Raw genomic sequence first — 18,309 nt, 5'->3', positions numbered from 1 at the left:
AAGCCGGGGCCCCGTGGGCACTCGCGCAGGCGTCGGAGGCCCCGGCTCGTACAAGGGGACTGCGTCAGCTGCCCTGCGAGATGTTGCCCGACAGGACCGGAATGTTGTCCAGGATGTGGGAGAGCGGCTCGTCGCCCTTGGCCTGGGTGGAGTTCTCGGTGCACTGCTGGTTCTGCGGGTTCGACAGGACGTTGACGTCCTGGACGTTGATGTTGGCGGCGGCAAGGAGCCCCTGGAGGTTCAGCTTCGCCGGCAGGCCGATGCAGGGCTTGTTCAGGGTGCCCTGGACCACGCCGAGCTGCGGGCTCAGGTCGCCGTGGGTCTTCTGGTTGCCGTAGATCTGCTGGGAACCGTTGCCGTTGACGGTGGTGACCCCCTGGTCGTTGCCGATGGCCATGGCCGGGGCGGCCAGGGCGGCGCCCACGCCGACGATGGACGCGGTGGCGGCGGCGGTGGCCATAATCTTCTTCAGCACAATGGATCCTTATGTTGCACGAGTGCATGGTGGGTGAGCGCCCTGATCAACGCACGGGGCGGTGACAGGTTCCGCGGCTTCACCCGATCAGCCCCTCCCCCGCATCGGGTCCGCGTACGGCCAGACTGAGCTCGACGACGTAGTGCTCCTCCACCCGGCCGTCCGGGAAGCGGCGCATGAGGAGGGCACGTTCGTCGGCGAGGAAGGCGTCCGTGCCCGGCTCGCCGACGAGGAAGAGGGAGTGCGTGGACAGCTTGGCCAGGTGGGTGTCGACGGGGACGCGGCGCGACCAGGTCAGGCGGCGGACGGTGAAGCGCAGCCCCTCCTGCGAGCGGGCGCGCTCGTTGATGTACCAGCCCGGGCCGAACCGTTCCTCGATGCGCGCCTGCTGATCCGCGATCCATCCGACGGTGACGTCCGGGTCGTTCTGCCAGACCGCCAGCGCCCCGCCGGGGCGCAGCACGCGCAGCGCCTCGGGTACGGAACGGGCGGGGTCGGTCCAGTGCCAGGACTGTGCGTACGTCAGCAGGTCCAGGCAACCGGAGGCCAGCGGAAGCCGGTTGCCGTCCGCGCGGACGAGCGGCGTGCGGGGGTTGCGGCGCCGGAACTCGGCGGCCATGCCCTCGCCGGGCTCCACCCCGATCACGCGGGCCCCGCGCGCCTCCAGCAGGGCGGTGGCGATCCCCGTTCCGGCCCCGACGTCGGCGACCCGGGCGCCGGCCAGCGGAAAGCCGGCCAGTTCCGCCAGCGTGTCGAAGAGCGCGGGCGGATACGAGGGGCGATGGTCTGCGTAGCGCGCGGCCGCGGCGCTGAATGAACGAGCACGGGATTCGGTCGTCATGCCGTCCATGATGCCGGTGGCCCCGGGCGCGGTGGAGCGGGCACGAGAGGCGGGTCGGCGCGTGGTGGCCGCACGGTATGTCACGGAGCTGGTCGGGGCGTTGGAGCGGTACGCGGGGCGGCCCGCGCTCGGGACCGGCCCGGTCGTCCTGGAGTTCCACGAGGTGCTGGACGGCGCCTGCCGGGTGGCCGCGGTGCTCTGCGAGGAGGGGATCGGGCGCGGCTCGGGGCTGGCCTGTGTGGCGGGCACGAACCGGCCGGAGGTGCTGCTGGTACGGATCGCCGCGCACCTGCTGGGTGCGCGGCTGACCCAGGTGCTCGCCGGGCCGGCCCTGTACGGGCTGGACTTCATCCTGCGGGACTGCCGGCCTGACCTGGTGCTGCACGACGTCGCGGTGCCCGGCACCGGTGCTCCGCGGCTGGCCCTGGACGAGGTGCTCCGGCGGGCCGCCCACCGCGGGGCGGCGCCGGTGTCCGTACGGGCGCGGGAGGACGACGTGGCGCGGGTGACGTACACCGGCGGGACCACGGGGCTGCCCAAGGGGGTGGCCTCCACCTTCGGCGCGATGGCCGCGCGCAACGCCGTACACGCGCAGGGCTGGGCGGAGTCGGTGTACCTGTCGGTCACGTCGCTCGCGCAGCGGTCGGGCGGGCGGTGCCTGGAGCAGCTGCGGGCCGGGGGACGGGTGGAGATCCTCGACCCCTTCGGGACCCGGGAGTTCGCGGCCGCCTGCCTGAGGCTGGGGCCGGTGTCCACATACCTGACGACCTCGATGGTCTACCGGCTGCTGGCCGACCCGGTGACGGCCGACGGAGTGCCCGGGCTGGAAACCGTCTCGTACGGCGATTCGCCCGTCCACCCCGAACGGCTGCGGGAGGCGGTGACCCGCTGGGGCGGCCGGTGGCAGCAGGGGTACGGCATGAACGAGGCGGCGGTGATCTGCCGCCTCTCCCCCGCCGACCACGAGGCGGCGGTGGCCGGGCGGCCCGAGCTGCTCGCGTCGGTCGGACGGCCGGTCGCGGGGGTGGAGGTCGAGGTGCGGGACGAGCGGGGCGCGGTGTTGGCGGCCGGGGACACCGGGGAGGTGTGGATGCGGTCGGCGGCGATGATGGCCGGGTACTGGGGCCGGCCCGGGCTGACGGCCGGGGTGCTGCGGGAGGGCTGGCTGCGGACCGGGGACCTCGGACACCTTGCGGAGGACGGTTACCTGTACCTCGACGACCGGGTCAAGGACGTGGTGATGGTCGACGGGGACAACGTGTACTGCGTACCGGTCGAGGCGGCGCTCGCCCGGCATCCCGCCGTGGCGCAGGCCGTGGTGGTGGGCCGGCACAGCGAGCTCACCGGCGAGGAGGTGTGTGCCTTCCTGGTACCGGCGGCCGGGTGTTCCACCGGGGCGGAGGAGGCCGCCGAGGCCTGTGACCTGGTGGAGAAGGAGCTGTCCCCGGCGCACCGGCCCACCGCGGTGTTCTGGGAGCGGAAGGTGCCGCTGACCGCGCGGGGCAAGCCGGACAAGCGCCGGCTGCGGGAGCGCGCGGCCGCGGCCGCCGCCGCGGAGGAGGACGGCGGCGACGGCCGCGACCAGGCGTAGCCGACGGGCGTGGGCCGTCAGTTCCGCGTGGCGGCGTAGGTCCAGAAGTCCCGCATCACCCGGGGCGCAGTGGGGCCGGCCAGTTCCCGCTGGGTCAGCAGGACGGTGACCGTCCCGGGTGCGGGGACCACGTGGGCGGCGGTGCCGGTGCCGCCGATCCAGCCGTACCGGCCCGGGACGTTCCACGGGTCGCGGCGGGTCACGTCGACCGAGCCGCCGAATCCCCAGCCCTGGCCCTCCAGGAACAGGGTGGCCTCCTCGCGCTGCCGCGCGGTGAGGTGATCGGTGGTCATCTGCCGTACCGACTCCGGCGAGAGCAGCCGCCCGCCCTCGTACGCGCCCTCCGCGAGCAGCATCCGGCAGAAGGCGTGCACGTCGTCGACGGTGGAGACCAGCCCGCCGCCGCCGGACGGGAACGGAGGAAGGCTGCTCCACTGGCCGTCGGGCGCGTCGACCAGCTCCAGGGCTCCGCCGCCGGGGTCGGCGCGGTAGGAGCTGGTGAACCGGTGGCGCTGCGCCCGGGGGACGGCGAAGGCGGTGTCGCGCATTCCCAGCGGCGCGAAGACGCGCTCGGCCAGGAACTCCTCGAAGGGCTGTCCGCTCACGCGGGCGATGAGGACCCCGAGGATGTCGGAGCAGGTGTGGTAGAGCCACGCCTCGCCCGGCTGGTGCAGGAGCGGGATGCGCGCCAGGATCGCCGTCCACTCGTCCGGCGCCGCGACCTGCCCGGGCTGCGGCGGGCCCTGCTTGAGCTCACTGAACAGCGGGGCCACGGCGGGCAGCGAGAAGTCGGCGGGGAAACCGTACCCGGCCCGGAAGGTGAGGAGATCGGCGACGGTGACCGGGCGGTCGGCACGCACCACGTCGTCGACGGGTGAGGACGGGGTGCGGACGACCATCGGCGCCGCGAGCTCCGGCAGCCAGCGTGCCACGGGGGCGTCGAGGCCGAGCGGGCCCTCCTCGATCAGCATCATGGTCGCCGCGGCGGTCACCGGCTTGGTGACCGAGGCGATCCGGAAGAGGGAGTCGCGGGCCATGGGGGCGGTGCCGGACGTGTCGAGGGAGCCGACGGCCGCCAGCTCGACGTCCTCTCCGCGGGCCACCAGGCCCACGGCGCCGGGCAGCGATCCGGCACCGACATGGGCCTCCAGGAGACTGCGCAGGTCGCTCACGCTCATGGTCCACCTTCTCGTACGTGCGGATGCTCGTAGGGAAGACTGCCGCCGGGCCGCGCATTAATCGGCCGGACACGCATCGGTCGGACACGTGTCGTTCGGATACGCGTCGGTCGGACACGCGTCGGTCGGCGCGACCGCGGGCGCTACGCGGCCGGAACCACCGAGGCCCTTATGGCTGCGGCCCACTCCTGCAGCAGGACGGCGTGCCGGATCCGCTCCGCGTCGGAGAGGCGGCCCTCGGCGCGGGCGAAGAGGCAGCGGATGTCGGCGTTGATCTCGGCGAGGGAACGTTCGGCCGCGGAATGGTCGTCAGGGGTCGGGCTCACGTGATCAAGAGTAATCGGGGGGTGTGACAACCGTGGACCATGTCCGCAATGCGGACGCCCCCGCTCATTCCGCGATCCGGGCGGCCCGGGACTGGAGGTACCGGCGCTCCGGGAGGCTGAGGGTGAGTCCGGCGGCCTTCGCGTAGGCGGCGCGCGCCGCCGCACGGTCGCCCGCCATCTCCAGCAGGTGGGCCCGTACGGCTTCGAGGCGGTGGTGGCCCGCGAGGCGGTCGTCCTCGTCCAGCGCGGCGAGCAGGGCGAGGGCCTCCCGCGGCCCGTGCACCATGGCCACCGCGACGGCGTGGCCCAGGCGCTCCACGGGACCGGGGACGAGTCGCATCAACACCTCGTACAGGGCGAGGATCTCCGCCCAGTCGGTGTCCGCGTCGCTCGCCGCCTCGTCGTGGACGGCCGCGATCGCGGCCCGCAGCTGGTACGGCCCGAGCGGGGTGCGGGTGAGGGCGTCGCTGACGAGGGCGACCCCCTCGGTGATGGCGGCCCGGTCCCAGCGGGAGCGGTCCTGCTCGGCGAGGGGCACGAGGCTGCCGTCGGGCTCGGTACGGGCGGCGCGGCGGGCGTCCGTGAGCAGCATGAGGGCGAGCAGGCCGGCCACCTCGCCGTCGGCCGGCAGCAGCGCACGGACGGCGCGCGTGAGGCGGACGGCCTCGGCGGCGAGGTCGGCGCGCTGCAGATCGCGGCCCGAGGTGGCGGTGTAACCCTCGTTGAAGATCAGGTAGAGCACGTGGAGCACGTCGGCGAGCCGCTCGGCGTGGTCCGGGTCGAGGTCCCGCCCCCGGTCCCATCCGTCGTGCGGGATGCCGAACGGCGCCTCCGAGGCCTTGATACGCCGTTTCGCCCGGCTGATCCGCTGCGCCATCGTGGCCTCGGGCACGAGGAAGGCGCGGGCGATCTCGGCGGTGGTGAGGCCTCCGACGGCGCGCAGGGTGAGGGCGATCCGCGCTTCGGGGGACAGCTCTGCGTGGCAGCAGAGGAAGAGCAGCGCGAGGGTGTCGTCCTCCGCCGGGGCGCGGCTCTCCCCCGGTGGAGGCTCGACGAACGCGTCGCGCGGGGTCAGCGCGGCGGCGGTCTCTTCGCGGCGCCTGCGCGCGTCCTCGCTGCGCAGCTGGTCCGTGAGGCGGCGGGAGGCGACGCGGATCAGCCAGCCGCGCGGGTTGGCCGGACGGCCTTCCCCGGGCCACTGCCGGGCGGCGGCGAGCAGGGCCTCCTGCACGGCGTCCTCGGCGGCGTCGAAGTGCCCGTAGCGGCGTACGAGCGCGCCGAGGACCTGCGGCGCCAGCCGGCGCAGCAGGTCCTCGTTGGCGGGGGTGGACGGCGTCGTCACATCTCGGTTCCCGAGGCGGTGTCGACGGGTTGGACGACGACCGGGTAGTTCGGCGCGCCCTCGGGGGCCGGGCAGGCGTAGGCGCGGGCGGCGATCTCGGCGGCCCGGGCGAAATCGGGGACGTCGACGATCCAGTAGCCGGCGAGCACCTCCTTGGCCTCTCCGTACGGTCCGTCGGAGATCACGGGGGCACCGTCGGCGCCGACGGTCACCAGGCGGGCCTGGCGGGGTTCGGTGAGGCCCTGCCCGTCGACCCACTCGCCCGACTCGGCGAGCTCGGCGTTCAGGGCGCCCATGTGGTCGTACATCGCCTTCAGCTCCGTCTCGGACCATGCCGGGCCGCCGCTGTTCGCCTTGCCGAACATGGCGTCGTAGTCGGCCTGCTTCGCGAGCACCATCAGCATGTACTTCATGGGGTGCCACTCCTCACTGTTCTGCTCACGGGCTCCGGGGTCGGGAGCCTCTCGCATGGGACGTCGGAGCCGTCCTTCCCATTTCGACACGTCGGCCGGTGCCGCGCGATACGGCCGTGTCCTGCCGCGCGATCGGCTGTGCCCTGCTGCGGGGCAGGCCGGGACCCGGTGCCGGATGAAGGGCCGCCTACCCTGGCCCCATGAAGATCATCGACCTGGAGCCCGGAGACCCCCGGCTCACCGCGGACCTGCTGCCCGTACTGCGGGAACTGCGCCCCCACCTCACCGAGGAGCTCTTCCTCGGGATCCTCGCGGAAGGGCATGGCCAGGGGCTGCGCTTCACCGCCGCGTACGACACGGACGGCGTGTGCGTGGGCGCGGCGGGCTGGCGGCTGGTCGCCACCACCTCCCTGGTCCGCAAGCTCTACGTCGACGACCTGGTCACCGCCGCCACCGCCCGTTCCGCGGGGGTGGGGCACGCTCTGCTCGCGCACCTGGAACGGCACGCGCTGGCCGCCGGCTGCACCGCCCTCACCCTCGACTCCGGCACCCAGCGCACCGACGCACACCGCTTCTACTTCCGCGAGCGGATGGCCGTGACCGCCTTCAGCTTCGAGAAGCCGCTCGGCTGAGGGGGCCGGAGCGCGCGGTTCCCGTGACCGAACCGTCGCCGCCCCGAGGCCCGATCGGGCTCGTCGGCCGGTCACGTGGTTGCTAGGTTCCTGCGGAAGCCGACCGACCCTGGGGGAACCGATCTCATGTCCGCATCCCGAGGCCCCCGCAGGGGCCTGTCCGCCGCGGCCGTGACCGCCGTCCTGCTGGCGGGTTCCACGGGGTGCGGGGACAAGAGCGCCGAGGGACCGGCGGCGGCCTCGGTCTCGGCCTCCGCCCAGGTGCCGGCGTCCGCATCCGCATCGGAGCCGGCGGCCGCCGCAGCCTCCACGGCCCCTGCCTCCGCGCCCGTTCCCGCCTCCCCGTCGGGCTCCTCCGCGTCACCGGCCGCGCCCACGACCCGGGCGGCGGCGGCGCCCCCGGCGCCGACCCGGCTGACCGTCGCGGTCGACACCCGGGGCGGCCGACTCGCCCTCGTACGCGGGGGCGCCGCGCAGGAGTTCACGGTGACCCTGCGGAACGGGAACTCCGCCGAGTACCGGCACCTGCTGGTCGCCTTCCAGATGGAGTTGCTGGTCGGTGAACCCGGCGACCGGCCGGGCAGCGGACCGGGTTTCCTGCTGGAACGTTTCGACCAGGCCTCGGGCGCGTGGCGCCCGGCCGAGTTCCGCATCGCCAACGACGTCAAGCCGCTGTCCCTGTTCACGGGCGGCGGCCCGCTCGCCCGCGAGACCGTGCGCGTCGAGCGCTACCGGCTGCGGGCGACCGCCGGCGGGCCGACGGGCAGCAGCCCGGTGGTGGTGTCCTTCATCGACACCGACGCCGACCGGGTGGCCGCCGCCCATGTCGTCCTCGGGCACGCCACCCGCTAGGACGAGGCTCCCGGGCACGCTTCCCCGGCTGCGAGCGCGGCGGTCCGCCAGGCGGCCGTGACGGCCCGTCGGGCCCGGTCCGTCGCCTCCGGCACCCGGTCCGGGAGGTGCAGCGGCGAGCCGATGTGAACGTGCAGGCAGGGCCTGCGCAGCGGAGCCGTGACCACTCCCGCGAGCTGCTTGGCGCTGCTGCCGGAGCACAGGCGGCGGGCGCCCGCCTGGCCGACGGGCACGACGGGAGCTCCCGTCGCGGCGGCGAGCCGGGCCAGCCCGCTGCGGAAGGGGCCCGGGGCCGCCTCCCCCGCGTCGCGGCGCGACGGCAGGCCCCCTTCTCCGTAGAGCAGCACGCTGCGGCCCGAGGCGAGGGCCACGGCGGCGGCGTCCAGGGAGTCCGCGGCCCGGGCGGTGCCGCGGTGGACGGCGATGTGCCCCTCGCGCCGGAGCGCGGAGCCGAGCAGGGGTACGCGCCACAGGCCGCCGGTGGCCAGGATGACCGGCTCGATCCCGTACCGGCGCAGCGCGGCGACCACGACGGCCGGATCGGCGAGGGAGGTGTGGTTGGCGACGAGGATGCTGGGGGCGGCGGGCCGCGCGCCCGGGTCGGCGGTGACGGTCAGCCTCCCGAAGGCGGGGACGAGGGCGGCGGCGATTCGGCTGAGCATGGACGGCCCCGTTCGAGTGCGGCGGTGGTGGCGGTGCGGTCCATCGTCGACCGGCGGGGAGACACGGTCATGAGTAGGCGTACTCAATCGAATGTGACCGAACTGTCACAGGATCAAGCACACGGAACGAGCGGGGCTGCCGCGGACATCTACCTGTGCGGCGACGCTCCTCGGGGCCCGCCGCACAGTATCGGAACGGTGTGAGCAGCAAGGCGGGGCTGGGATGAAGGCGGTAACGGTGGCGGGCGGTTCCTCGGACGACCCGGAGATCGAGCAGGGGACCACCGTCCCGGAGACGGAGCCCGATGTCGCCCCCGACAGCAGGGGCGCCGAGCAGGCGCAGGCCAACACCCCCCGGCCCAGGGCCGACAGCCCCAAGGCAGCCCCCAAGGCCGGAGCCGAAGCCGAAGCCGACCGTGCGGTCCAGAGCGGGGCCGAAGCCGGGGACGAATCCGGGGCTGAGGCCGGGGGGAAGGCCGAGGCGGAGGCGGAGGCCGGAGTTGAGGGCATGGCCCAGGCCCACGACCATGTCGAAGCCGGGGCTGCGGGCGAGCCCGCCCCGGAAGGCGCAGCTGCACCTGAGGCCGACGCCGAGCCTGCCGCCGAGGTCGAAGGTGAAGCCGAGCCCGTAGCCGACGCCGAGGCGAAGGCCGGGCCGGAGGTCGACGCTGCGGGTGACGCAGCAACTGGGCCTGCAACCCAGCCGGTGCCCGAGGCCAAGGCTAAGGCCGGCACCGACGCCGGGGCGGAGTCTCAGGCCGACACCGGGGCCGAATCGGAAGTCGAGGCTGCCGGCGAAGCCACGACCGGGCCCGCAACCCAGGCGGCACCCGAGGCCGAGGCCGGGGCGGAGCCCGAAGCTGAGGCCGCACCGGAGAACGAGGCCAAGGCCGGGCCCGGGGTCCAGGCGGAACCCGAAGCCGACGCTGCGGTCGAGACCGTGGCCGAGGCGGACACCGAGGGTGGGGCAGACTCCGAGGCCGAGGTCGGGCCCGGAACCCCGGCGGCGGCCGGAGCCGACACTACGGCCGGGCCTGTGGCCGGGACGAAGCCTCGGGCCGAGGCGGTCGGCGACGCCACGACCAGGCTCACCAACAAGGCGACACCCGCAGCCAACGCCGAGACCCGGGCTGCGCCTCGGGCCGACGCTGCAGCCGAGCCCGCGGCCGGAGCCACGGCCGACACCGAAGCCGGGACGAAGCCCCGGGCCGAGGCGGTCGGCGACGCCGCAAGCGGGCCCGCCCACCAGGCGACACCCGCAGTCCACCCCGAGGCCGAGGCCGAAGCCGGGGCCGAGCCCGAAGGGGAGGCGGGGGCGGAGGCGACGCAGGTCATCGTTGCTCCCAGGCCCCGGCGGGTCCCGTCGGGCGGGGACGGCGCCGGATCTCCGAGGGTGCCCGCCTGGGCGCGGGCGGACGCGGACGCGGAGCAGACGAGCGAGTTCGTGGCGCTCAAGGACCTCGACGTCCCCCCGCCCGCCGCGCCGGAGGCGAAGCCGCGGGTCCAGTCCCGGCCGCCGGAGGCACCCGCGCAGCCGCTGCCCGCGCTCGATCTGCTCGCCGAGCTCACCAACACCCCTCCCCCGCCGGAGACCCCCCGCCGGACCGCCCTGCGCCGCGTCAAGGTGTGGACGCCCATCCTGCTGGTCCTCGCCGGCGCCTACGTCGCCGCCCAGATGCTGCGCCCCCTGCCCGCCCCGCAGATGGTCTCCACCGAGACCACCCGCACCGTCGACGGGCAGTTCTCCGTCCCGTGGCCCGCCAAGGGCCAAGGGGCCGTTCTCCTCTCCGGCTCCGGCGAGGTCGGCACCTTCGGCGAGCAGAAGCCCGTCCCGACGGCCAGCGTCGCCAAGGTGATGACGGCGTACGTGATCCTCAAGGGGCACCCGCTGCGCATGGCCGACCCCGGTCCCGAGATCACGGTCGACGCGAAGACGGTCTCGGACGGCAAGGCCGAGAACGAGTCCCGGATCGTGGGACTCACCGCCGGCCAGAAGTTCAGCCAGCAGGACATGCTGAAGATGCTCATGATCCCCTCGGGCAACAACGTGGCCCGGATGCTGGCCCGTTGGGACACCGGGACCGACTCCGAGGCCGCGTTCGTCGCGAAGATGAACGCCGCCGCCAAGGAACTCGGGATGACCAACACCACGTACACGGACCCCAGCGGTCTGGACGCGGGCACCGTCAGCACCGCCGCGGACCAGCTCAAGCTCGCCGAGGCCGTGATGAAGGACGAGGTCTTCCGTTCGATCGTCGCGCTGCCGAACGCCCCCATCAAGGGGCTTTCCACGCCGCTCGACAACAACAACGACCTGCTCAACAGCAGCATCCGCGGCATCAAGACCGGTTCCAGCACACCCGCCGGCGGGGCCCTGATGTGGGCGGCGTACAAGACGGTCGACAACAAGGACCAGTTGATCCTCGGCACGTTGATGGACCAGCACGTGGACGGCCCGGACCTGAACGGCGGGAACAGTCTCATCCTCGTGCAGGACAACAGCAAGAAGATCATCGAAGCGGTACGGGGGGCACTGGCGTCGGCCCCGGTCATCCGCAAGGGCCAGCAGGTGGGGTACCTGGACGACGGGCTCGGCGGCCGGATGCCGCTCGTGGCCACCAAGGACCTCAAGGTGATCGGCGTACCGGGCCAGCAGCTGAAGCTGTCGCTGACGCCCGGTGCCTCGCCGCTGCCGCACACCGCGAAGGCCGGTACCGAGGTCGCGACGCTGACCGTCGGTGAGGGCGACGGGGCCAAGAGCGTGCCGGTGGCCGTCGAGAAGGACATGGCCGAGCCCTCGTTCGGCACGCGCATGACCCGTATGCGCTAGAACGGCCGGTCATAGCCGGTACAGGCAGAGGCGGTCGCGGCCCGAGGGCCGCGACCGCCTCGCCGTGTGGTGGGTCAGGCGCCGTGCGGCACCCGCGACGGCCGGCCCGAACCGCGCGTCAGGGAGTACCCGAAGATGCCCGCGGCGGCTCCGAGCACCCCGCCCATCACCGTCCAGATCCAGCGGTCCGACCACCAGCCGCCGGACCAGCCGTCCTCCGGCTCGCGCAGGGACGCGGTCACCGTTCCGGCGACCAGGGGCGTGGAGAGGGCGCCGTCCACCGCGTGGACGCCACCGGTCTCCTTCACGTCGGCCTCGACGGCCGTGCGCACCGGCAGGCCCAGGTCCTCCTCCGGCAGGCCCACGACCGTCAGGCGGACGTAGTAGCTGCCCGGCAGCGGGTCGTTGGCCCACGGCTCGGCGCCGGCCCGGACCGTGCGCAGGGTGCAGGACAGTTCGACGGAGGCGGCTTCCTTCGCCGCGGTCGCGCTCTGCGTGCCGTACGTGCACGCCTGCCGGCGGCGCAGTCCGTCGTACACGTCGAGCTGCCAGGTCGAGGCGCCGTGCCGGGTCGCCGCTTCGGGCAGCGTGACCGCGGCCTTCACGGTGGCGCGCTGCTGCGCGTCGAGCGGCAGCACCCAGTAGAGGTAGTCGCCGGTGGACGCGCCGGCCGTGGCCTTCTGGCCCGGCCGGAACGCCGCGGCGGTACGGAAGCTGGTGCCCGCCTCGGTCGGGGCGGACTCGGCCGTGCCCTTGGCCGGGGTGGCGGTGGGGCTCGCCGAGGGCGTGTCCGCGACCGCCGTGCCCACGGCCGTACCCGCCACCGCGAGGGCGGCGGCTCCGGCGAGCAGGGCGGCGGTCAGTGTGCGTACGGTACGCATCAGTTGGTCCTCCAGACGGAGATGCGCCAGCGCGAGATCCAGCCCCACACCAGACCGGCCAGCAGTCCGGCGAGCGCCAGCACGGCCAGCAGCCACCAGCCGCGGCCGAGGCCGAACGCGGCCACGTCGGAGGTGCCGTCGGGTCCGTCCACCAGGTCGATGGTCAGCTCGACGGGCATGCCCGGGGTGGTCTTGACGGATGCGGGAGCCGAGAAGGAGTTGCTGACCTGGATGCAGACGGTTTCCGCCGCGGGCTTCGCGTCCCCGTCACCGTCGGCGTCGTCGATCTCGGCCTTCGGGTACCGCAGTCCGGTCGAGAGGACGTCGGTGCGTCCGTCGCCCGCCTCGGAGCCGCGCACGATCTCGCGCCCGTGGACGGTCGTGGCGCGCAGCAGGACTCCGTAGTCCTTGTTGACGGCCCGGTCGGCGCCGATGCTCACCGAGGCGCGCAGCTCCTGGCCCGGGAGGACGTCCACCCGGTACCAGCGGTGCTCACCGAAGGTCTCGCGGTCGCTGTAGAGGCCGGCCTTCAGCTGCGGGGCGCCCTCGCACTGCTTGGCGCCCTCGGTCGCGACCGGATTGACGACCGGGTCCGCGGCCCGGTCGACCAGTTGGCGGACTCTGCTGGAGAGTTCCGCCTTGTGCTGCACCGAGGTGTAGGTACCGCCGGTGGCCTCGGCGATGCAGGTGAGCTGGGCCCTCGTCTTGGCGTCGGGCACCAGGCCGAGGGTGTCGATGACCAGGTGGATGCCCTTGGCGGCGATGTCGCGCGCCACTTCGCAGGGGTCGAGCGGGGCGCAGGTGTCCTCGCCGTCGGTGATGAGCACGATCCGCTTGGTGGCGTTGCCGCCCTCGAGGTCCTGTGCCGCGCCCTGGAGGGCCGGTCCGATGGGCGTCCAGCCGGTGGGGGCGAGGGTCGCCACGGCGGTCTTCGCCTCGGTCCGGTCGAGCGGCCCGACCGGGTAGAGCTGCTTGGTGTCCTTGCAGCCGAGCGCCCTGTCCTCGCCGGGGTAGGTCGCGCCCAGGGTCCGTATGCCGAGTTGCACCTCGGCGGGTACGGCGTCGATGACCTCGTTGAAGGCCTGCTTCGCCGCGGCCATCCGGGACTGGCCGTCGATGTCGGTGGCCCGCATGGAGCCGCTGACGTCCAGGACGAGGTCGACCTTGGGGGGTTCCTTCGCCGTCGGTCCGTCGGCGGCGGTGGCGCTCGCCGGGAAGAGCCCGACGGCCAGGGCGGCGAGCAGGCCGCACGCCCCGGTCGCCAGCCGTTTTCTAGTGATCATCGCCGGATCGTATTGAGGATCGTCCGGCAAACCAAAACCGGGTCCCGGCCGTGGCATTCAGGGTGTACGCGGCCTTGCCCCGGGGGTCCCGGCGGCGGACCGGGCCGGCGGACGGGTGCGGAACGGCGGATATCCGGGTGCTTGGGGCGCAGTGCCCGGCCTACTCTGCCGGGATGAGCACCCGTACCTTCCGCATCACCGTCCGCGGCTCGTTCGACGGTCTGACCGACGACCAGCGGGCCGAGCTGCTCGCGGCCGCGCCCGAGCACGACATGCTGCGCGCCGAGTTCACCGTCGAGGGGCACCTCACCTACGACCTGGCGGCTCGTCCCTTCTTCACCTTCCGCTTCCTCGAATCGGGCGAGACCGAGGAGGACATCCTCGATGCGACGGCCCGTGCGGAGCTGGCGGCGGAGGGCTGGCTGACCGAGCGCGGGTACGGCTTCAAGCAGTTGAAGTCGCAGGCCCAGGACCTGTCACAGGCTCCGCTGGGCAAGCGGGGGCGCCGCGAGGCGGCCCGCGCCGACGGCCGGGCCTGACCCTTTGCCCGGGCCTGCCCCGGCCTCACCCGGCTGACCCGGCCTGACCTCGGCCCGCCGACCGCGCCTCGCCGCGCCTCGCCGCGCCTCGCGTGTCAGTCCCCGCCGTTCGCGGCGAAGACGGCTCCGAGGTGGGCGGCCAGCGGCTGCGGGGCGGGCGGGGTGAGGCGGGCTCCCAGGTAGCCGTCCGGGCGGATCACGAAGGCCGTCGGCTGGTCGGCCGCGTAGAGGCGGGCGAACTCGCCGCGGCCGTCGCGGTAGACCGGCAGCGGGGTCGCGCCGGCCCGGCCGCCCGGCAGGGCATCGGGCGGGGCGTCGGCCGGGAGCACCATGCAGACCTCCACCCGCCCGCCGGAGGACTCCCCCGCCGTCCGTACGAGTTCGTCGAGGCCGGGCCCGGTCCCGTACAGCAGCAGGAGGTGCTCGCGCTCCCGCAGGAGGTCGTACAGCCGCAGCGGGTAGGCGGCGATGTGCCCGGTGAGCCCGCCGCAGTCCGGCGCCCGGTCTCCCGGGCGGGGTCCGCGGCCCTCACCGGGCGGGTCCACGACCGGGCTTCCCCGGTAGCCGACGAGGAGTTGGGCCTCGCGCAGCATCAGGGTCTCCGGGGCGTCCGGGTCCGACTCGAATCCCTGGGCGGCGTGCCGCACGGTGCGGCCGACGACTTCCTCGCCCACGGGCCGGCGCTCGGCGTCGTAGCTGGCGAGAAGGCCGGGGCCGGCTGCGTCCCGGACCGCGAGGGCGAGTTTCCATGCCAGGTTCCAGGCGTCCTGGATACCGGTGTTCATGCCCTGGGCGCCGGTCGGCGGGTGGATGTGCGCCGCGTCCCCGGCGACGAAGACCCGGCCGTCCCCGTACCTGTCCACGATCCGGTGGCTGATGCGGAACACCGAGGACCAGCGGATGTCGGAGGCGGTGGTCGGCTGCGGCGACAGCCGGTCCAGGACGGTCTGGATGTCCGCCAGTCCGGGGGCCCGGCTGGTCTGCAGGCCGTGGGCGATGCCGTCGGAGGCGGCCTCGGCCTGCCGGGCTGTGGAGAGTTCGGGCGGCACCATCATGGACATCCGGTACCGGCCCGGGCCGGGCAGCGGGATGCACACCAGCACGTCGTCGACCGCGCCGTCGCCGCCCCGGTGCATGGAGCGCACGCCGTACCCGTGCGGCACGTCCCAGTCGACCCGCACGTCGGCGAGCATGTACTCCTCGGGGAAGGCGCCGCCCTCGTAGCTGAGTCCGAGCCCCTTGCGGACGATGCTGTGCGCGCCGTCGCAGCCCACCAGGAACCGGGTCCGTACTTCTTCCCCGGCGCCGGAAGGGGTGTGCAGCCGAGAGGTCACCCCGTCGGCGTCCTGCCTGAACGACACCAGCTCGGTGCCGCGTTCGACCGTGGTCCCGAAGCGGACCAGGAACTCGTCGATGATGCGCTCGGTCTCGTACTGCGGCAGCGCCGCGAATCCGTAGGGCACTTCGGGCGGCAGGACGAGGTCGAGGCGCGGCTGCTCGATGCCGTTGACGTACATGTACTGTCCGCGCATCGGGACGGCCGCCTCGAGGGCCGCGCGGACCAGGCCCATGCGGTCCCAGAGTTCCAGGGTGCGCGGCTGGATGCCCACGGCCTTCGCGAACGGCAGCCGGGCCGGCAGCCGGTCGACGATCCGGCAGGAGACTCCGCGCCGGCGGAGCTCGGCGGCGGCGGTCAGCCCGACCGGGCCGGCGCCGACGACCAGGACGTCCGTTGCATAGGTGCGCGCCACTGGCGCCTCCCGGCGTGCGGCCCCCCTGAGGGTCGTTGCCCCTCCATGGTCGCCGCGCGCCGGGTGTCCGGCATCTTTACTCGATCACGAGGTCGACGTCGATGTTGCCGCGGGTGGCCCGGGAGTAGGGGCAGACCTCGTGGGCCTGCTTCACGAGCAGGGCGCCCGTCTCGCCGGCCAGGGACTCGGGGAGCTCGACGCGCAGGGTGACGCCCAGGCCGAAGCCGGCGCCGTCCTTGCCGATGGAGACCTCCGCGGTGACCGAGACCTCGCTGGTGTCGGCCTTGGCCTGGCGGCCGACGAGGCCGAGCGCGCTGGCGAAGCAGGCGGCGTAGCCGGCCGCGAAGAGCTGCTCGGGGTTGGTGCCCTGCCCGTTGCCGCCGAGCGCCGGGGGCATGGCGAGGGCGAGGTCGATCTGGCCGTCGGAGCTGACGGTGCGGCCCTCGCGGCCGTTGGCGGTGGCGACAGCGGTGTAGAGCGCGTCCATGAGAGTTCCTCTCGCAGAAATGAACCGTGGTGGCGGCCGGTGGTCGGCCGCGCTCCACCAGTAGAGCACGCAATTCAGTTGTGCGCAATTAAATGCCTCGCAAGCTCGCCCGGGTACACTTGCCGTCATGACCGAGCAGCCGACCGCGACCCACACCGACCAGGACTTCCTGCGCCTGGACGGCCAGATCTGCTTCGCGCTGAACGCCGCGAGCCGCGCGTTCGGCGGCCTCTACCGCGTCGTCCTCAAGGACCTGGGGCTCACCTACCCCCAGTACCTGGTGATGCTGGTGCTCTGGGAGCACGGCGAGCTGCCGGTCAAGGAGATCGGGCAGCACCTCCGGCTGGATTCGGGCACGCTGTCCCCGCTGCTCAAGCGGCTGGAGACGGCCGGGCTGGTCCGCCGCGAGCGCAGCACCGAGGACGAGCGCTCCGTCCGTGCCCACCTGACCGAGGAGGGCGCCGCGCTGCGCGTCCGCGCCGCGGAGGTGCCCCGGCGGATCGCGGCCGCGACCGGCTTCGAGCTCGCCGAGGTCCTCGACCTCCAGACCCGCCTGAACCGCCTGACCGCCGCGCTCGACGCGGCGGTGCCGCGGGAGGCCGGAGAGGCGTAGGCCCGGATCGAGCCGTTGCTGCGGGACCGGACACCTCGGCGGGGTGGGCGGTGGCGTGATCACCGGCAGGCGATCGACGCGATCGCGTTCAAGTACCGCACGGGCACGCCGTGGATGGACCTGCCCGAGCACTTCGGTTCGTGGAAGGGTGCCCACAACCGGCTGCGGAAGTGCGCAGCCGACGGCACCTGGGCGAAGGTGTTCACCGCCCTGCTCGCCCAGGCCGACGCCGAAGGCGACCTCGACCGGGTCGTCGCGGTCGACTCCACCATCATCCGTGCCCACCAGCACGCCGCCGGGGCCCGGCAAAGGAGGCCCCGGTCGGCGAGCCGGACAACCCGCCGACGCGGGCGCCGTCGGCCTCACCCTCGAACCCGCCGGTGGCTCCCCCCGGCCCACCACCGACCCCCTGCTCCTGATGACCCTTCCCACCTGACCCGGCCCCCGGCCGGCAGGCTGCCCGCACCAGATATCGATCGAGGTCCCGCATGACCGGCACCCCGAAGATCGGGGACATCGTCAGCGACTTCCGCCTGCCGGGCGGGCGCCTTGCCGGCGGAACCTTCCACCGCACCGACCACACCCCGTCCGAGCAGCCGGCAAACCGCTCGTCCCAGCCTTCCACCCCGGCGACGACGCCCCGATGTGCACCGCACAGCCGCGCTTCTACGCCGCCCTGTCCGCGCGGTCCGAGGCGCAAGCGACCAGGGCGCGGGCAGACGATCGCGGTAGGGCCTCGCCGGACCACCCCAGCCGACCGCGCCGTCCGGTGGCTCCGTCATGCGTCGAAGATCCGGCCCGAAGGCCGTGTACCCGCAGCCGGGCGCCGGCCCGGATCCCGGTTCCCACCGACGCCTCGACCGCCACCGGACCTGACCGAGCGGCGCCTGAGACGCGAACCTAGTCTGATGCCTATGAACGACACCCACGCCCTTACGCCCCGGGAAGCCTTCGACATGCTGCTGGCCGGCAACCGGCGGTTCGTCGCCGGTTCGACGGAGCACCCGAACCAGGACGCCGCTCGCCGCACCGAGGTCGTGCCCGCACAGAATCCGTTCGCGGTGCTCTTCGGCTGCTCCGACTCCCGCCTGGCAGCCGAGATCATCTTCGACCGCGGGCTGGGCGACCTGTTCGTGGTCCGTACTGCCGGACACGTCCAAGGACCGGAGGTTCTGGGCAGCATCGAATACGGGGTGAGCGTGCTGGGCGCCCCGCTGGTCGTGGTGCTCGGCCACGACGCGTGTGGTGCGGTCGCGGCCACCCGCTCCGCCGTCGAGAGCGGCGCAGCGGCGAGCGGCTACGTGCGGGACGTGATCGAACGGGTCACCCCCAGCGTGCTGGCCGCCCGCGCCGCCGGGCACACTGAGGACGCCGAGTTCATAGCCGAACACATCCGGCACACCGTGGACCTGCTGCTGGACCGCTCCCGCGTCCTGGCACAGGCGGTCGACGCCGGTCAGGCCGCCGTGGTGGGGCTGTCGTACCGGCTGGCCGACGGAACGGCCCGCCTGGTCACCGCTCGCGGATTGCACATACCCGCAGACGCGGTTGCGTGACGCGGCGGCTCGGCCCGCCTGAACGTCCAGCACAGCCCGGCACCAACGACAGAGGCA

19 protein-coding genes are annotated in these 18,309 nt (G+C 73.8%); 8 read left to right on the top strand and 11 right to left on the bottom strand.

Annotated features, from left to right (window positions below):
* Positions 1 to 64: 64 nt before the first annotated feature.
* On the bottom strand, positions 65 to 475 hold the full coding sequence (locus OG472_RS41555; RefSeq protein WP_401614522.1) for a rodlin: 411 nt from the start codon (positions 473 to 475) through the stop codon (positions 65 to 67).
* A 79-nt stretch (positions 476 to 554) separates the two neighbouring features.
* Positions 555 to 1,316: a class I SAM-dependent methyltransferase gene (locus OG472_RS41550; RefSeq protein WP_405943008.1), complete on the bottom strand. Its 762-nt coding sequence runs from the start codon at positions 1,314 to 1,316 to the stop codon at positions 555 to 557.
* Between OG472_RS41550 and OG472_RS41545 the strand changes: the two genes are divergently transcribed.
* A complete protein-coding gene (locus OG472_RS41545; protein WP_405943007.1) occupies positions 1,315 to 2,907 on the top strand; it encodes an AMP-binding protein in 1,593 nt (530 codons plus the stop codon). The genes OG472_RS41550 and OG472_RS41545 overlap by 2 nt on opposite strands.
* A gap of 17 nt (positions 2,908 to 2,924) precedes the next feature.
* On the opposite strand, the gene OG472_RS41540 is transcribed toward OG472_RS41545, so the two are convergent.
* From OG472_RS41540 to OG472_RS41525, 4 genes are all read right to left on the bottom strand, one after another.
* A complete protein-coding gene (locus OG472_RS41540) occupies positions 2,925 to 4,085 on the bottom strand; it encodes a serine hydrolase domain-containing protein (RefSeq protein ID WP_405943006.1) in 1,161 nt (386 codons plus the stop codon).
* 143 nt (positions 4,086 to 4,228) lie between these two features.
* Positions 4,229 to 4,411: a hypothetical protein gene (locus tag OG472_RS41535; protein WP_405943005.1), complete on the bottom strand. Its 183-nt coding sequence runs from the start codon at positions 4,409 to 4,411 to the stop codon at positions 4,229 to 4,231.
* Between the two features lie 64 nt (positions 4,412 to 4,475).
* Positions 4,476 to 5,753: an RNA polymerase sigma factor gene (locus OG472_RS41530; RefSeq protein ID WP_401614532.1), complete on the bottom strand. Its 1,278-nt coding sequence runs from the start codon at positions 5,751 to 5,753 to the stop codon at positions 4,476 to 4,478.
* Complete coding sequence (locus OG472_RS41525) at positions 5,750 to 6,166, bottom strand: YciI family protein (protein WP_401614536.1); 417 nt, start codon at positions 6,164 to 6,166, stop codon at positions 5,750 to 5,752. Before OG472_RS41525 ends, OG472_RS41530 begins: the two co-directional genes overlap by 4 nt.
* 200 nt (positions 6,167 to 6,366) lie before the next feature.
* Here OG472_RS41525 and OG472_RS41520 point away from each other — a divergent pair, with 200 nt between their 5' ends.
* A complete protein-coding gene (locus OG472_RS41520) occupies positions 6,367 to 6,798 on the top strand; it encodes a GNAT family N-acetyltransferase (protein WP_401614538.1) in 432 nt (143 codons plus the stop codon).
* Positions 6,799 to 6,924: 126 nt separating this feature from the next.
* Positions 6,925 to 7,650, top strand: a complete 726-nt coding sequence (locus tag OG472_RS41515) for a hypothetical protein (protein WP_405943004.1) — start codon at positions 6,925 to 6,927, stop codon at positions 7,648 to 7,650.
* Here the strand turns inward: OG472_RS41515 and OG472_RS41510 are convergent.
* A complete protein-coding gene (locus OG472_RS41510; protein WP_319731561.1) occupies positions 7,647 to 8,312 on the bottom strand; it encodes a lysophospholipid acyltransferase family protein in 666 nt (221 codons plus the stop codon). The two genes, OG472_RS41515 and OG472_RS41510, sit on opposite strands and share 4 nt — an antisense overlap.
* Positions 8,313 to 8,535: 223 nt before the next feature.
* Between OG472_RS41510 and OG472_RS41505 the strand changes: the two genes are divergently transcribed.
* A complete protein-coding gene (locus OG472_RS41505; protein WP_405943003.1) occupies positions 8,536 to 11,142 on the top strand; it encodes a serine hydrolase in 2,607 nt (868 codons plus the stop codon).
* A 74-nt stretch (positions 11,143 to 11,216) separates the two neighbouring features.
* Here the strand turns inward: OG472_RS41505 and OG472_RS41500 are convergent, their stop codons facing one another.
* Positions 11,217 to 12,023, bottom strand: a complete 807-nt coding sequence (locus tag OG472_RS41500; protein WP_405834434.1) for a hypothetical protein — start codon at positions 12,021 to 12,023, stop codon at positions 11,217 to 11,219.
* Positions 12,023 to 13,306 (bottom strand): VWA domain-containing protein, encoded by a 1,284-nt coding sequence (locus OG472_RS41495; protein WP_405943002.1) that lies wholly within the window; start codon positions 13,304 to 13,306, stop codon positions 12,023 to 12,025. Before OG472_RS41495 ends, OG472_RS41500 begins: the two co-directional genes overlap by 1 nt.
* A gap of 173 nt (positions 13,307 to 13,479) precedes the next feature.
* Here OG472_RS41495 and OG472_RS41490 point away from each other — a divergent pair, with 173 nt between their 5' ends.
* Positions 13,480 to 13,845 carry a DUF6204 family protein gene (locus OG472_RS41490; RefSeq protein WP_401614550.1) on the top strand — a complete coding sequence of 122 codons (366 nt, stop codon included), beginning with the start codon at positions 13,480 to 13,482 and terminating at the stop codon, positions 13,843 to 13,845.
* A 95-nt stretch (positions 13,846 to 13,940) separates the two neighbouring features.
* On the opposite strand, the gene OG472_RS41485 is transcribed toward OG472_RS41490, so the two are convergent.
* Together OG472_RS41485 and OG472_RS41480 are read right to left on the bottom strand one after the other, a co-directional pair.
* Positions 13,941 to 15,596, bottom strand: a complete 1,656-nt coding sequence (locus tag OG472_RS41485; RefSeq protein ID WP_405943001.1) for an FAD-dependent monooxygenase — start codon at positions 15,594 to 15,596, stop codon at positions 13,941 to 13,943.
* A gap of 76 nt (positions 15,597 to 15,672) precedes the next feature.
* Complete coding sequence (locus tag OG472_RS41480; RefSeq protein WP_030770995.1) at positions 15,673 to 16,083, bottom strand: organic hydroperoxide resistance protein; 411 nt, start codon at positions 16,081 to 16,083, stop codon at positions 15,673 to 15,675.
* Between the two features lie 127 nt (positions 16,084 to 16,210).
* Here OG472_RS41480 and OG472_RS41475 point away from each other — a divergent pair, with 127 nt between their 5' ends.
* The 3 genes from OG472_RS41475 (at position 16,211) to OG472_RS41465 (ending at position 18,252) form a co-directional block, all read left to right on the top strand.
* Positions 16,211 to 16,696: a MarR family winged helix-turn-helix transcriptional regulator gene (locus OG472_RS41475; protein ID WP_405943000.1), complete on the top strand. Its 486-nt coding sequence runs from the start codon at positions 16,211 to 16,213 to the stop codon at positions 16,694 to 16,696.
* A gap of 6 nt (positions 16,697 to 16,702) precedes the next feature.
* Positions 16,703 to 17,188 carry a transposase gene (locus tag OG472_RS41470; RefSeq protein ID WP_405943254.1) on the top strand — a complete coding sequence of 162 codons (486 nt, stop codon included), beginning with the start codon at positions 16,703 to 16,705 and terminating at the stop codon, positions 17,186 to 17,188.
* A gap of 422 nt (positions 17,189 to 17,610) precedes the next feature.
* Positions 17,611 to 18,252, top strand: a complete 642-nt coding sequence (locus tag OG472_RS41465; RefSeq protein WP_405942999.1) for a carbonic anhydrase — start codon at positions 17,611 to 17,613, stop codon at positions 18,250 to 18,252.
* The last annotated feature ends 57 nt before the right edge of the window (positions 18,253 to 18,309 follow it).

This window comes from Streptomyces sp. NBC_00207, from assembly GCF_045160965.1.
Classification (GTDB): Bacteria; Actinomycetota; Actinomycetes; order Streptomycetales; family Streptomycetaceae; genus Streptomyces.
This window is presented reverse-complemented; position numbering and strand designations above follow the sequence as displayed.

Excerpts from the sequence above, each read along its gene's own strand:
- OG472_RS41545 (WP_405943007.1), top strand. The coding sequence starts at position 1,315 with ATGCCGTCCATGATGCCGGTGGCCCCGGGCGCGGTGGAGCGGGCACGA.
- OG472_RS41550 (WP_405943008.1), bottom strand. The coding sequence starts at position 1,316 with ATGACGACCGAATCCCGTGCTCGTTCATTCAGCGCCGCGGCCGCGCGC.
- OG472_RS41540 (WP_405943006.1), bottom strand. The coding sequence starts at position 4,085 with ATGAGCGTGAGCGACCTGCGCAGTCTCCTGGAGGCCCATGTCGGTGCC.
- OG472_RS41525 (WP_401614536.1), bottom strand. The coding sequence starts at position 6,166 with ATGAAGTACATGCTGATGGTGCTCGCGAAGCAGGCCGACTACGACGCC.
- OG472_RS41520 (WP_401614538.1), top strand. The coding sequence starts at position 6,367 with ATGAAGATCATCGACCTGGAGCCCGGAGACCCCCGGCTCACCGCGGAC.
- OG472_RS41515 (WP_405943004.1), top strand. The coding sequence starts at position 6,925 with ATGTCCGCATCCCGAGGCCCCCGCAGGGGCCTGTCCGCCGCGGCCGTG.
- OG472_RS41510 (WP_319731561.1), bottom strand. The coding sequence starts at position 8,312 with ATGCTCAGCCGAATCGCCGCCGCCCTCGTCCCCGCCTTCGGGAGGCTG.
- OG472_RS41505 (WP_405943003.1), top strand. The coding sequence starts at position 8,536 with ATGAAGGCGGTAACGGTGGCGGGCGGTTCCTCGGACGACCCGGAGATC.
- OG472_RS41500 (WP_405834434.1), bottom strand. The coding sequence starts at position 12,023 with ATGCGTACCGTACGCACACTGACCGCCGCCCTGCTCGCCGGAGCCGCC.
- OG472_RS41495 (WP_405943002.1), bottom strand. The coding sequence starts at position 13,306 with ATGATCACTAGAAAACGGCTGGCGACCGGGGCGTGCGGCCTGCTCGCC.
- OG472_RS41490 (WP_401614550.1), top strand. The coding sequence starts at position 13,480 with ATGAGCACCCGTACCTTCCGCATCACCGTCCGCGGCTCGTTCGACGGT.
- OG472_RS41480 (WP_030770995.1), bottom strand. The coding sequence starts at position 16,083 with ATGGACGCGCTCTACACCGCTGTCGCCACCGCCAACGGCCGCGAGGGC.
- OG472_RS41475 (WP_405943000.1), top strand. The coding sequence starts at position 16,211 with ATGACCGAGCAGCCGACCGCGACCCACACCGACCAGGACTTCCTGCGC.
- OG472_RS41465 (WP_405942999.1), top strand. The coding sequence starts at position 17,611 with ATGAACGACACCCACGCCCTTACGCCCCGGGAAGCCTTCGACATGCTG.